The following is a 12074-nucleotide window of genomic DNA, read 5'->3' on the forward strand; positions in this document are numbered from 1 at the left end:
GAGAGGCGGCGCAACGGTTGTACGTTTGCGCGCTCAAAGAGGGGCGATCGGCAGGCCAGTCGATCAGGTCGATCGGGTCGAAGAGGATGCCGCCAGAGTCGGTTGCCGCCGCGTTACTCGGATGGCGAACCTTGCGGCGAGTAGCTGGCGAGCAGGGCCATACAGCGTTCGCGCAGGAAGGCACTTAGCGCTTTGATGGCGGGGGTCAGTTGCGCGCGGTGGGCGCAAATCAAATGCAGCGGCGCGGGCTCGCCATATTCCTGCGGAAAGATCTCGACCAATCGCCCGGCCTTTAAATCGTTGATGAGGTCCAAGCGCGATTTATAGAGCAGGCCTTCGCCTGCGATGGCCCAGCGGCGCACGGCATCGGCATCGTCGCTCACGCGATTTCCTGTGACTGCCACGGTGCGCTCGCCGCCGGGCAGGGTAAAGCGCCAGCGTTCATGGACTTGCTCGCTCCAGATATACCGAAGGCAGTTGTGTCGTCGCAGGTCATCCACCTTGGCCGGTGCGCCGTGCTGTTCGATGTACGAGGGCGCTGCGCACAACGCACGCCGATTGGTGTCGAGCAGTTTGATGGCCAGCAAGGATGAATCCGGCAGCGCCCCATAGCGCACGGCAAAGTCCAGCGGCTGGCGGATGAGATCGGCCGCCCGGTCGCTCAATTTCAGGTGCACCGATAAACCAGGGTGCTGGTGCTGAAAATCGTCGAGCCACGGCAGGAGCAGGTTTCTCCCGAAATCAGACGGAGCAGACAGCCGCAGCGGGCCGGAGAGTGCTTCCCGGCCACCGGCCAGCGCCTGTTCGCCTTGCTCCCGCGCACCCAGCATGACGCGCGCATGCGGCAGGTAGCGCTCTCCAGCCTCTGACAACTGCATGCTGCGCGTGGAACGCGTGAACAGACGGGCGTCCAGCGCCTTTTCCAGCCGCTGTACAGAAGCGCTTGCTTGCGCAGGCGCGATGTTCAGTTGGCGCGCCGCCTCTGAGAAGCTGCCGGCGTCGGCCGTGTGCACGAAGATTTGCACGTCATCCAGGCGGATGATTTTCATTGAAATGCCGAAAGTGTTTGTGCGCGCGGCCCGTTTATCCGCATATCGCTGAAAGATAGCATGGCCCTCATTCACTCTTTGGAGAACGTGCATGAAAGCCATCGGTTTCTATCAGAACCACCCCATCAGCCATCCGCAGGCGCTGCAAGACATTGAGCTGCCGACGCCTGAACTGCGCGACCACGACCTGCTGGTGGAAGTCAAAGCGGTGTCCGTCAACCCGGTCGATACCAAGATCCGGCGGGGCGGAGACATCCCGGAGGGCCAAGCGCGCATTGCCGGCTGGGACGCAGCGGGCATCGTCCGCGCGGCCGGCCCGCTGGCCACGCGCTTCAAGCCGGGTGACCGTGTCTGGTATGCCGGCGACATCACGCGGCCTGGCACCAACAGTGAACTGCATGCGGTGGACGAACGCATCGTCGGCCCCATGCCGGCATCGCTGGATTTTGCGCAAGCCGCATCGCTGCCGCTGACAGCCATCACCGCGTGGGAATTGCTGTTTGATCGTCTGCGCGTCCAGGCGGCCGACCCCACCGAGAACAACGTGCTGCTGGTGACGGGGGCGGCGGGCGGCGTCGGCTCCATCCTGACCCAACTGGCGCGCGCGCTGACGGGGATGACCGTGATCGGCACGGCTTCGCGGCCGGAAACCCGTGAATGGGTGCTGGCGCATGGTGCGCACCACGTCATCGATCACCGTCAACCGTGGGCGCCGCAATTGGCAGCGCTTGGCTTTGATCACGTCACGCATGTGGCCGGGCTGAACCAGAGCGCCGCTCACGTGCCGCAGATCGCCGCTGTGCTGCGCCCCGAGGGGCAATTCGCCCTCATCGACGATCCGGTGGATCTGGACATCGGCCCGTTCAAGGGGAAATCCATTTCGATTCACTGGGAACTGATGTTCACCCGTGCCATGTTCACCACCGCCACCATCGCCCGACAACATGCGTTGCTGCGCCGTGTGGCGGAACTGGTCGATCGCGGCGACATCAAGCACACCCTGACGCATCGCATCGATGGCATCAACGCTGCGAGCTTGATCAAGGCGCATGCGCTCGTCGAAGCCGGAAACATGATCGGCAAAGTCGTTGTCGCGAACGGCTGAACGTTCTGACTTCAGACAAGGAGCATGAGCATGACATCCCCCATCGTCCCAACGGCAACGATCAGCCTGGAAGCCGCGCAAGCCTTGCTGGCGCAGGCGCGTCGGGCCAGTGCCGCACGCGGGTTTGCCGCGACCATCGCCATTACCGATGCAGGAGGGCACCTGCGCGCGTTCGAGCGTGCAGACGCCGCGCCTTTCCTGACCGCTGACGTCGCCATCAACAAGGCGTGGACGGCAGCCTCGTTCGGCCTGGCCACGCATCAATGGAACCAGTACATGGCCGAGCCCGCCGTTGCCCCGCTGGCGCACCACCCGCGCCTGATGCCGGTGGGCGGCGGCGTGCCGATCTTTTACGAAGGGCGTCTGGTGGGCGGCATTGGCATCTCCGGGGGCAGCTCTGCCCAGGACCACGAGGCGGCCGAGGAAGCATTGCGCAACGCAGGGCTTCTGTCTTGAGCTGTGAGCGCGCCTATGCGCTGTTCCTCGGCGTTTGCAATGAGGCATGGGCGGTGACATCCCGCCCAGCTGGTGACTTCAACCGCGCCTTCAGTTCTTCGCTGGCTTGATGCAGCGCTGCACGCGTTGCAGGCACGCCGGCAAGTGCGTTGAGCAGGCCGGCAAGGGGCGCGTTGCCGCTGAGAATTGTTGAATTGCCTCGGCAGGGCCCCTTCCATAGACTCCGCCCCTGGAAACTTAAGGGGAGGCTCCTCCCTCTCCCTAGTCGTCCATGCAGTCCTAGCTCGCCTCGGCCACCCGTCCCGGCCGGGGCCTTTTTTTTGTCAGACGGCATGCCGATGCAGCAGCAACGGCTCGTCGCAGTACCGGGCTGCTTTCCTCGACAACAATCAGTCTTCCTGCGCAAGCCGGGACAAGTCGTCAGCGAGGGCGCGAATCTTGGGCTGGGCGAGTCCACGGTCTGCGTCAATGTGCGGCGCCCCAACGCTTTTCAGCCAGCATTGCCACTCCACATGGCTCTGTCCGGGATGGAGCAATGCCACATGAGCAAGATCGGCCGGCGATCTAAGCGATGCGGCCATTTCTGCGCAGATCTTCTCGCCGTTTCGGGGGATGCACCCCGCGCCGTTCTTTGCGAAGGCCGATGCGGCAACTGGTGAAAGCAAAATCACGCCAATCGACATCTGCGTCAGCACGATGGGCGCCCAACGTGCGACCGGTTACTTCATCCATGACTGGGGGCTCAAAGACGGAACGGCGGTGCGCTTTGAGTGCGTCGATGTTTTTGAATTTGACGACAACGGGCTCATCGAGCAGAAGATCATCGTCTACGACACCCATCCGATTCGCAGTACGGTGGGCGACAAATACGCGTAGCCCATCTAAGTCGTTCGGAGCGCGCGGCACCCCACTCTGACTAGAATGGGGGCCCGCCTACAGATGACCTCTCTAATGACGACGAAACAAAGAGTTGCCACTGCGCTGCTTGGCGCGCTCGCCTGGATCATCATCGACCAGGCGACGAAGGCCATATTCAAGCAAATATTGACGCCCGGCGAAGTCGTGTCATTGCTTTCAGGAAGCCTTCTCGTTCTACCCACCTATAACCACGGCGCATTCCTAAGCCTCGGGGCGGGAATGTCCGATGCGACTCGCAATATCGTTTTCATCTATGGCGTTCTGGCAATTCTGATTGGCCTGTTCGTGTGGCTGCTGCGTTCACCCAGGCTCGGCCGCACCGAAGTCATTGCGGCAGCTTGCATTCTGGGTGGAGGGCTCAGCAACCTGTTCGATCGTTGTGTCTACGATGGCCGGGTTTTTGATTTTCTGAACATCGGCATCGGGCAGTTGCGCACGGGTGTATTCAACGTCGCTGACATTGGCATCATGCTCGGCGTGGCGCTCATTCTCTTCCGTGGTGTAAAGCGCGGGCCGACTCTGCCAGGGGCCTCGACGGCCTGAAGAATGCAGGCCCCCGGCGGGCCAGCTGTTTTGCTGCCTGCGAACCTGCCGTGCTACTGACGATCAACGGCGTTGAGGGCTTGGAGCACCGAGCGTCCGGCCCCCGCCAAAGACATAGACCGGTCCAGAGAGGCCCCTATTGCCCGCACATCTGGCACAGGGTAAAAATCGGTCTATTGCTCAATGTCGACCCGGAGTCGCGCGCCCATGGACCAACCCGCCAAGCTCAATGCAGATTCCCTGGGCGTCGTCGAATCGGTAATCATGGGCATTGCCGGCACCGCGCCGGCCTACAGCATCGAGATCACGACTTCCACCATCATCGGGACGGCTGGCACGCAGTCGCCGGCGAGCATTCTGGTGTGTGGGCTCATCATGTTTGGCATCGCGTATGCGTTCATCAACATGAACCGGGCCTTGGCGAGCGCCGGCACCTCATATTCGTGGGTGAGCATGGTATTCGGGCGTGCGCTCGGCTTCCTTGCCGGCTGGGCGCTGTTGGTGCTGTGCTGTGTGTTCATGGTGTCTGCCATGATTCCGGCGGCAAATGCCACGCTGCTCATCTTTGATCGGCCCATGATGAACAACGTGCACTACGTGACGCTGATCGCTGCGGCATGGCTCACAATTGTCAGCGCGGTGGTAGTCAAGGGCATCAAGCTCACCAGTTACGTGCAGGTGCTGATGACGATCGTCGAGGGCATCATCCTGCTCGTGATCATCGTCGCGAGTTTCATCGTGTTCCCGCATACGCCAGCGCATCCGTTCTCGTGGGTGTGGTTCTGGCCTTTCGCGTTCACGCCCAAGATGTTCGCCAACGGCGCGTTGGTGGCGATCTTCTTCTTTTACGGCTGGGACGTGACGATGAACCTCAGCGAAGAGACGCGTGACGCAAACCACACCCCCGGTCGGGCCGCGTTCTGGTCGATGGTGTTCTTGATGGCGTTCTTCCTCATCTTCATCGTCATTACGCAGCTTGGCCTGTCCGATGCCGAGATCCAGCACTACAACACGAACATCATTTTCGCCATTGCGGAGAAGTTGTTTGGCCCGACCTGGGGCTACGTTGCGATCGTCGCAGTATTGCTGAGCACGGTGGGAACGGTCGAAACCCAGATGCTGCAGTTCACACGCACGCTGTTTGCCAAAAGCCGCGACGGCGCACTCCACGCGCGCTATGCGCGGCTGCACCCGGTTTGGCGCACGCCCCACATCGCCATCTTCTTCATCTGGATTACCGGACTCGTACTGCTGTTCGTGTCGTCTTATCTGCCGACGATCAACGTCATCCTGCAGGATTCAATTACCGCCATCGGCTTCCAGATTTGCTTTTACCTGGGACTCACTGGGCTTGCCTGCGGCTGGTATTACCGCAAGGTGCTGACGCAAGGGCCGTGGGTTGCCATCACGCATGTCATCTGGCCGGTAGCAAGCGGGCTCTTCCTTTTCTTCATCGCGCTCTACAGCATCCCGACCTTCGACTGGGTCACCAATGTCGTGGGGATGGGCGGCATCGCCATCGGCATCATTCCGCTGCTGCTGAACCGCAAAAAGATCTGGTTGGCCCCCTCAACCTGAGCCGCCCCTGCGAGGGGGCCGCAACTCGACCGGCACGACAATCGGGCGCATCGAATGCTGTCAGCCTGCACTGACAGCGCCTGCGTATTGACCTACAGAAACAAGGGCACGCCCGGACAAGACAATTGGCGTCCTCTGATAGCGAGTGTCGGGCGCCCCGCCAATACTTGGCTTGTTGGCACCCGGCTCTCGATAAAGGTCATTGTCATGGACGGCTATTGCACGCTATGCGGGCGACGCGGGCATTCTGCGTCGCACTGCCCATGGGGTTCGTATCTCCGAATCCGTTGCTGTTCTTCGGCCTTGTCGAACGACGGTCGCTCATTTACGTTTCGGCGATGCCCCACTTGATGCGAGCCCACATGCGTTCCTCGCACCCTGGCGCAACTCGAGCGGGAGGGTCTCTTGTCACGCGACGGCGTCCGAATTGCGCTCCCGGGGAAGCCGCGCCCGTAGCCGGCGGGCTTTCTATTTGGCAGGTGGAAGCGCCTTACTGACCAGGTGGCAAATCCATTTCAACCAGTTCAATCGCTTTTCGCGGAACCGAAAGTTGGATGCGGTACCCGCCTTGTGGAAGCGGCCCGGCTGCGAAAGTCCCTCCCAGGCGGCGCACGCGGTCACGAATGCCAGCGATCCCTGATGGCGGCGGCCGCCCGCCTGACGGTTCGGCGGAGCGCGTGACGACGGCTCCATCGTTGTGAATCGTCAGCTCGCAATTCGAGCGATCGCATCGGAGATCGATCACCACTTCCGTTGCCGAAGCCGCATGCCGGGCAACATTGGTGAGGCCTTCTTGCACGATCCGGAACAGCGCAGTGGAGGCGGTGTCGTTGAACGCCACCGTATGCGTGTTGCAGTTCAGCGCGACCCGCAGCCCGGTATGTTGTCCGAAATCTGTGACGAGCCAGTCGAGTGCGGGGAGCAGCCCCAGGTCGTCGAGCATGGTCGGCCGCAGGCCGGCGGCAAGACGACGGACCGACGCCAGCGCATGGTCAATGGCATGGCTCATCGACCGTGTCCTTTCGCGTGTATATGCCTGGGCTTCTGGCGTGCTGCCTTCATCGGCAATCAGGCCGGTGATGGTCATCTTCAGCGCAGTCAATTGCTGGCCGAGGTCATCATGAAGCTCGCGTGCAATGCGCTTCTTTTCTTCTTCGCGAGTGGCCTCGACGCGGGCTGCCAGCTCGCTCGCATACTCAAGCTGCTTGAGTCGCTCACGCTCGGTCAGATCTCGAGTGACTTTGGCAAAGCCGATCAGGTCGCCGTCTTCATCCCGCAGAGCAGTAATCACCACGTTAGCCCAGAAACGCGAGCCGTCTTTGCGTATGCGCCATCCCTCGTCTTCCCAGCGGCCAAGCGCGGCGGCACGCTTGAGCTCTTCGCTTGGATAGTTCTGCGCAATTGCCTCAGCAGGATAGAAGACCGAGAAGTGCTGGCCGATGACTTCATCGGCGCGATAGCCCTTGATGCGTTCGGCACCGGCATTCCAACTGGCAATGTGACCTGTTGGATCCAGCAGGAAGATTGCATAGTCCTGTATCGCGTCCACCAAGGTGCGATAACGCTCCTCCACGGGCACGTGAGCGATTGCCGCATCGCTTCCCGGTCTTCGCAATCTGCCTGCGTTGGTATCCATACCAAGCCCTCATCGCAACGGGTTCGAGCGCCCAAGGCAAACCTGTTGGAAGTCGCTTCCCGTGCATCTGCATAAGAATATGCTGCCCAGCGACAGCAATCAAAGCAGGCACGGCCCCTGCGATGAGGCACCAGAATTGCCTGGCCAAGGATTGGCTGCCCCGCAAGCATTGCATGCTGTTCAGCATCCGCTTGGCAACTTGCACGCAGGCAGCCGGAGGTTGGTCGCCGTTTCCGGCTACCGACGCTCAAACCTGAGCCATCCCGCCATCAACAAACAGCTCGATGCCATTGATAAAGCTTGCCGCATCCGAGGCAAGAAACGCGACGGCCTTGCCCACTTCGGCCGGCTCCCCCAGGCGGCCCAGCGGCACCTGAGCGGCGAGGAAGTCGAACAGGCCCTGGCGCGTTTCATCCGATGCGAGGCCGCCAAGGCCGGGCGTGCGAATCGGGCCGGGGCTCACCACATTCACGCGGATACCGCGATCCTTCAGATCCATCACCCACGAGCGGGCGAAGTTGCGCACCGCCGCCTTGCTGGCGCTGTAGACGCTGAAGTTGGCCGTGCCTTGAACGGAAACCGTGGACGATGTGAGGATGATCGATGCGCCGTCGGTCAGCAGTGGCAGCGCCTTCTGCACCGTGAACAGCACGCCGCGCACGTTGGTGCCGAAAATCCGGTCGAAATGCTCTTCGGTGATGGCACCCAGCGGCATCATGTCGCCGCCGCCAGCATTGGCAAACAGGATGTCGAGCTTGCCGGCCATCTTGGCGATCTGGGCATAGACGGCGTCGAGGTCGGACAGCACCGACGCATCGGCCCGCAGTGCGGTGGCACCAGCGCCGATCTCTGCGACGGCGGCATCGAGTTCCGCCTGACGGCGGCCGGTGATAAACACGCGCGCGCCTTGGGCTGCGAGTTCCTTGGCAGCGCCAAGGCCGATGCCGCTGCTACCACCCGTGACGAGGGCGATCTTGCCTTCCAGTTGCTTGCTCATGATGTGCTCCATGTCGTGATTTCAGGTTTGGATGAATGACCTCGCGGCGGGGAGCCTTGCTCTGCGTGGCCCCGTCGCGTTGGGCATGGAGGCAATGTAGAGCTCGGAAACTTTTCGAAAAAGGGCTGCAAATAGAATTACTATCCACAGTTGTGGATAATTTGCGCGGACATTCGAATGGACCAACTCCTGGCAATGCGTTCCTTTGCGCGCGTGGTGGAGGCCGGCAACTTCACGCGCGCGGCCGATTCGCTCGACATGCCCATTGCCACGGTCAGCAAGCAGGTGCAGGAACTGGAGGCCCATCTGGGTGTGCGCCTGCTGCAGCGGACGACACGGCGCGTGACGGTGACGCCGGAAGGCGAGGATTACTACGCCAAGAGCACGCGCATCCTGCACGACCTGGAAGACATCGATGCGTCATTCAGCCTCGCACGCGGACGGCCGCGCGGGTCGTTGCGCATCGATGTCGGCGGCTCGACGGCGCGCGACGTGCTGATTCCTTTGCTGCCGGAATTCGTGGCGCGCTATCCCGAGATCAGGATCGACCTGGGCGTATCAGACCGCTCGGTGGATCTGATTGCGGACAACGTCGACTGCGTGATTCGCGGTGGCCCGCTGGACAACTCGTCCCTGGTCGCACGCCAACTGGGCGATGCGCCGCTGCTTACCTGCGCCACCCCGGGATACCTCAAGCAGTACGGCACGCCGGCTTACCCCGATGAACTCAAGAATGGCCACCGGCTCGTGAGCTACGTGTTCAGCCAGTCGGGGCGGTCGGTTCCATTCCGCTTCGAGCGCGACGGCGAAAAGACTGAGATCAAAGTCGAGCATCGCATCGGCGTGAATGAGAGCAATGCGCATCTGGCCGCCTGCCTTGCGGGCCTGGGCATCGTGCAGACCTTCGGCTATGCGGCGCAAGCGCCGATCAACGACGGCGCGCTGGTGGAAATCCTGAAGCCATGGCGGCCGGCGCCTTATCCGTTTCACGTCGTCTATCCGCAGACGCGCCATGTCACGCATCGGCTGCGAGTGTTCATTGACTGGCTGGTGGAGGCGTTCCCGGCGCGTCTTGAGCGGGCACCGAAGCGGTAATCCGGCGCATGGTCGCCATTGTCGCTGTGGACATGTGGATATGTGGATAAACACGTGAAGAACTTCAGGGACAACTGTGTTGGCTGTCCGGGGTCAGGTTGTCCACAGCAGGGGAATAACTTTGGTGTCTGCTGAGAGGGTGGGGCGCACTCTGCAGGAGTCATCCACGCCACGGCACACGCTGTCCGATGGGTTGTGCATTTCGCAACCAGTTGACGCGAAAGGGTTTTCTGCAGCTATCCACAGAAACAATCCACCGTTATCTACTACTACTATTTTTATATACAAAAGAAATAAAGAAGACAGCAAAGACGGGTGAGCCAAACGCTCAAGGGCGCTTGATCTGCAGCGCCTGATCAAGAAACTCGAACATGCGGCGCTCTGAGTCTTCCGTGGCCTGCGGGCTGTAGTGATAGACGACCTGATGGCCACGCACGTCGGTCTTGCTGAAGTTGTTCAGGTGCCGGCAGTCCCAGCAGTGCGTGGTGTCGGGATAGACGTACCACTGCACCGGCGCACCGGCATCCTTGGCGGCCTGCAACCTGGAGACGCAATCGGCGGCGGGGCCTTCGGTGTCGGCTTCGCCCATCAGCACGAGCAGCGGGCGGTCGATGTCGGGATTGAGGATGTCGAGCGGGGTGCCGTTGCGCAGCTTGAGCCCCGAGCACACAGGGTAGAACGCAACGGCGGCAGCGAAGCGCGTGCCGTCTCCCAACGCTTCGGCCCAGTGCTTGCTGCTTAGCCCTAGGCCCATCATCGCGCCCCAGGAATAGCCGGCGTGCGCAATGCGGGCCTTGTCGACGAAATCGAATTGACCGAGATACGCGGCGGCCTGCAGCGCATCGCGCACGCCGCGCATGGGCGTCACGCCGCCTTGCGGGCCCATGCACACCGATTCAACGCCGCGTGGGCCAAGGCTGTCGATCAGCAATGCCACATAGCCGTGACGCACCGCGCGGCGCGCCCATTCGAGCATGGCTTGGTTCTGCCGCTGGCCATGGCCCAGGCCGCTGCACTGATGCTGCAGCACGAGCGCCGGGAAGGGGCCATCGCCAGCGGGTTTGTAGAGCGCCATGGACGGTGAGGTGAGCATGCCGAGTTCGCTCACCTTGTCGGGAAAGGTCAGATCCGGCGCGCGCGAGGCGGCGGCGCGCAGCGTTTGGGTGTCGACTTGCGCGTGGGTCAGCAGCGGCAGGGCCAGTGCAATGGCAAGGGTGCAACGATGGATGAATGTCATGGCAGCCCCGTTCGTTTGACGTGCGTTACGTGAGCGCGGCCGGCAGAGGGTGTGCGCTCATTACCAGATTGCGGCCGGCCGCCTTGGCACGGTAGAGCGCGGCGTCGGCAGTCTCGACCAGCGTGTCGATGGAGAGGACGCTGTTACCCGGCGCTGACGTGGCGCAACCGGCGCTGACGGTCACGTAGCGCGACGGCGCAGCGGCTTCGATGCGCAGACGCAGCACGGCTTCGCGCGCGCGCTCGGCGAGGGCTTGCGCTTCGTTCGCATCGGTTTCGGGCAGAACGACGACGAATTCCTCGCCGCCGTAGCGAGCGATGAAATCTGCCGGTCGGCGCACTACGCCGGCCAGTGCATGGGCCACGGCTGCCAGGCATGCGTCGCCCTTGAGGTGGCCGAACGCATCGTTGTAGCGCTTGAAGTGGTCGACATCGACCATCACCAGCGAAAACGGCTGCCCGTTGCCCTGCGCAGCGTTGATCTGGCTGTCGATCTGCTCGTTGAAGTAGGTGCGGTTGTACAAGCCGGTCAGCGCATCACGCATGGACGCCTGCCGCAGCGAGAGATGCGCCTCGAACAGCCGCCGGTACAGCGCGGTCACCTCCCACACCAGCACGCAGACCAGCACCCCAGGCGCGAACATGCTGAACAGCCGCGCGACGTACCAGCCCACGGTAAAGCGGTCGGTGCTCAGCAGGTTGAGGGTGGTGTCGGTCAGGCAGGCCAGCGCGGCAACGGCCAGCCATACGTCGAGCACCGCACGCAGGCGGCCGCTGGCCACCACGGCGAGCACGGCAATGGCGTTGATGGCCCACAGGACGACCGCCACGGGGTTGTCGCCATTGCCGGCGTGCAGCGGCGGCGGCAAGTTGGTCAGCACTGCAAAGCTGCATAGCAGCACACCCACCAGCACCGGCCCGCCGATCAGCAGCCAGGCCCACAGGCCGACGCGCCCGTCAGCAACGGCATCGCGCGAGAGCCGATCGCGCATGAGCACCGCCAGGATCACGAACAGCGGAAAACCGCCATGCCAGAACACCCACATCCATGCTGCACTGGTGGGGCGGGCGCCAAACAGCCCCGTGGGCGAGAACACGCCGGGGAACATCAGCAACTGCAGCGCCACCGCCAGGGCGGTAAAGGCATAGGCACCGCCCAGCGCGCCCAGCATCGGCTGCCGCGTCACGATGAACTGAGCGCCCAGCAAAAACGCGGCAATGCTGGCGGTAGTGAATACCGTCAAGGCGCACATCGGCATGAACGGGTTGATCGCCGGCCATTGCAGGCCCGCACGTGGTGCGGCCACGGCCAGGGTCAACAGGATCAACAGCGCAATCGCGCCGGCAATCATCGCTTGCTGGCGTGTGGTTCGCTGGATCAGGAAACTTTCCATCCACCCCCCGGGGTTCGAGATTGTGTATCCGACCTGCTTGCGTGCCGGTGTGCCTACATCATAGGCA

The 12074-nt window shown here is 62.4% G+C and carries 10 protein-coding genes and 2 pseudogenes; 6 read left to right on the forward strand and 6 right to left on the reverse strand.

The window, feature by feature from the left end; genetic code table 11:
* Positions 1 to 113: 113 nt before the first annotated feature.
* A complete protein-coding gene (locus NG898_RS11305) occupies positions 114 to 1043 on the reverse strand; it encodes a LysR family transcriptional regulator (protein WP_252692512.1) in 930 nt (309 codons plus the stop codon).
* Positions 1044 to 1140: 97 nt separating this feature from the next.
* Between NG898_RS11305 and NG898_RS11310 the strand changes: the two genes are divergently transcribed.
* Positions 1141 to 2154, forward strand: coding sequence for a zinc-binding alcohol dehydrogenase family protein (locus tag NG898_RS11310; protein WP_252692373.1), 1014 nt, complete (start codon positions 1141 to 1143; stop codon positions 2152 to 2154).
* Positions 2155 to 2184: 30 nt separating this feature from the next.
* The gene (locus tag NG898_RS11315; protein WP_252692374.1) at positions 2185 to 2610 is read left to right on the forward strand and encodes a GlcG/HbpS family heme-binding protein; all 426 of its coding nucleotides are present in this window, start codon (positions 2185 to 2187) and stop codon (positions 2608 to 2610) included.
* 452 nt (positions 2611 to 3062) lie between these two features.
* Here the strand turns inward: NG898_RS11315 and NG898_RS11320 are convergent.
* Positions 3063 to 3191, reverse strand: a pseudogene (locus NG898_RS11320) (LysR substrate-binding domain-containing protein); the annotation flags it as partial.
* A 4-nt stretch (positions 3192 to 3195) separates the two neighbouring features.
* On the opposite strand from NG898_RS11320, the pseudogene NG898_RS11325 reads away from it, so the two are divergent.
* From NG898_RS11325 to NG898_RS11335, 3 genes and pseudogenes are all read left to right on the forward strand, one after another.
* Positions 3196 to 3486 (forward strand): annotated as a pseudogene (locus NG898_RS11325) (nuclear transport factor 2-like protein); the annotation flags it as partial.
* A gap of 75 nt (positions 3487 to 3561) precedes the next feature.
* Positions 3562 to 4071: a signal peptidase II gene (gene lspA, locus NG898_RS11330; RefSeq protein WP_252692375.1), complete on the forward strand. Its 510-nt coding sequence runs from the start codon at positions 3562 to 3564 to the stop codon at positions 4069 to 4071.
* 207 nt (positions 4072 to 4278) lie between these two features.
* Positions 4279 to 5649 (forward strand): APC family permease, encoded by a 1371-nt coding sequence (locus NG898_RS11335; RefSeq protein ID WP_252692376.1) that lies wholly within the window; start codon positions 4279 to 4281, stop codon positions 5647 to 5649.
* A 490-nt stretch (positions 5650 to 6139) separates the two neighbouring features.
* Here NG898_RS11335 and NG898_RS11340 read toward each other — a convergent pair whose 3' ends face one another.
* Both NG898_RS11340 and NG898_RS11345 read right to left on the reverse strand, forming a co-directional pair.
* Positions 6140 to 7285 carry a PAS domain-containing sensor histidine kinase gene (locus NG898_RS11340; protein WP_252692377.1) on the reverse strand — a complete coding sequence of 382 codons (1146 nt, stop codon included), beginning with the start codon at positions 7283 to 7285 and terminating at the stop codon, positions 6140 to 6142.
* A gap of 247 nt (positions 7286 to 7532) precedes the next feature.
* Positions 7533 to 8282, reverse strand: a complete 750-nt coding sequence (locus tag NG898_RS11345; RefSeq protein WP_102065086.1) for an SDR family oxidoreductase — start codon at positions 8280 to 8282, stop codon at positions 7533 to 7535.
* A gap of 177 nt (positions 8283 to 8459) precedes the next feature.
* On the opposite strand from NG898_RS11345, the gene NG898_RS11350 reads away from it, so the two are divergent.
* Positions 8460 to 9377, forward strand: a complete 918-nt coding sequence (locus NG898_RS11350) for a LysR family transcriptional regulator (protein WP_252692378.1) — start codon at positions 8460 to 8462, stop codon at positions 9375 to 9377.
* A 328-nt stretch (positions 9378 to 9705) separates the two neighbouring features.
* On the opposite strand, the gene NG898_RS11355 is transcribed toward NG898_RS11350, so the two are convergent.
* Together NG898_RS11355 and NG898_RS11360 are read right to left on the reverse strand one after the other, a co-directional pair.
* Positions 9706 to 10614, reverse strand: a complete 909-nt coding sequence (locus NG898_RS11355) for a dienelactone hydrolase family protein (RefSeq protein WP_252692379.1) — start codon at positions 10612 to 10614, stop codon at positions 9706 to 9708.
* Positions 10615 to 10639: 25 nt separating this feature from the next.
* Entirely contained in the window at positions 10640 to 12007 is a 1368-nt protein-coding gene (locus tag NG898_RS11360) for a sensor domain-containing diguanylate cyclase (RefSeq protein ID WP_252692380.1), read from the reverse strand.
* Positions 12008 to 12074 lie beyond the last annotated feature (67 nt).

This window comes from Ralstonia mojiangensis, from assembly GCF_023955645.1.
GTDB classification, from domain to species: domain Bacteria; phylum Pseudomonadota; class Gammaproteobacteria; order Burkholderiales; family Burkholderiaceae; genus Ralstonia; species Ralstonia mojiangensis.

Coding starts and splice junctions, on each gene's coding strand:
- NG898_RS11345 (WP_102065086.1), bottom strand. CDS start 8,282: ATGAGCAAGCAACTGGAAGGCAAGATCGCCCTCGTCACGGGTGGTAGC.
- lspA (WP_252692375.1), top strand. CDS start 3,562: ATGACGACGAAACAAAGAGTTGCCACTGCGCTGCTTGGCGCGCTCGCC.
- NG898_RS11340 (WP_252692377.1), bottom strand. CDS start 7,285: ATGGATACCAACGCAGGCAGATTGCGAAGACCGGGAAGCGATGCGGCA.
- NG898_RS11335 (WP_252692376.1), top strand. CDS start 4,279: ATGGACCAACCCGCCAAGCTCAATGCAGATTCCCTGGGCGTCGTCGAA.
- NG898_RS11310 (WP_252692373.1), top strand. CDS start 1,141: ATGAAAGCCATCGGTTTCTATCAGAACCACCCCATCAGCCATCCGCAG.
- NG898_RS11350 (WP_252692378.1), top strand. CDS start 8,460: ATGGACCAACTCCTGGCAATGCGTTCCTTTGCGCGCGTGGTGGAGGCC.
- NG898_RS11355 (WP_252692379.1), bottom strand. CDS start 10,614: ATGACATTCATCCATCGTTGCACCCTTGCCATTGCACTGGCCCTGCCG.
- NG898_RS11360 (WP_252692380.1), bottom strand. CDS start 12,007: ATGGAAAGTTTCCTGATCCAGCGAACCACACGCCAGCAAGCGATGATT.
- NG898_RS11315 (WP_252692374.1), top strand. CDS start 2,185: ATGACATCCCCCATCGTCCCAACGGCAACGATCAGCCTGGAAGCCGCG.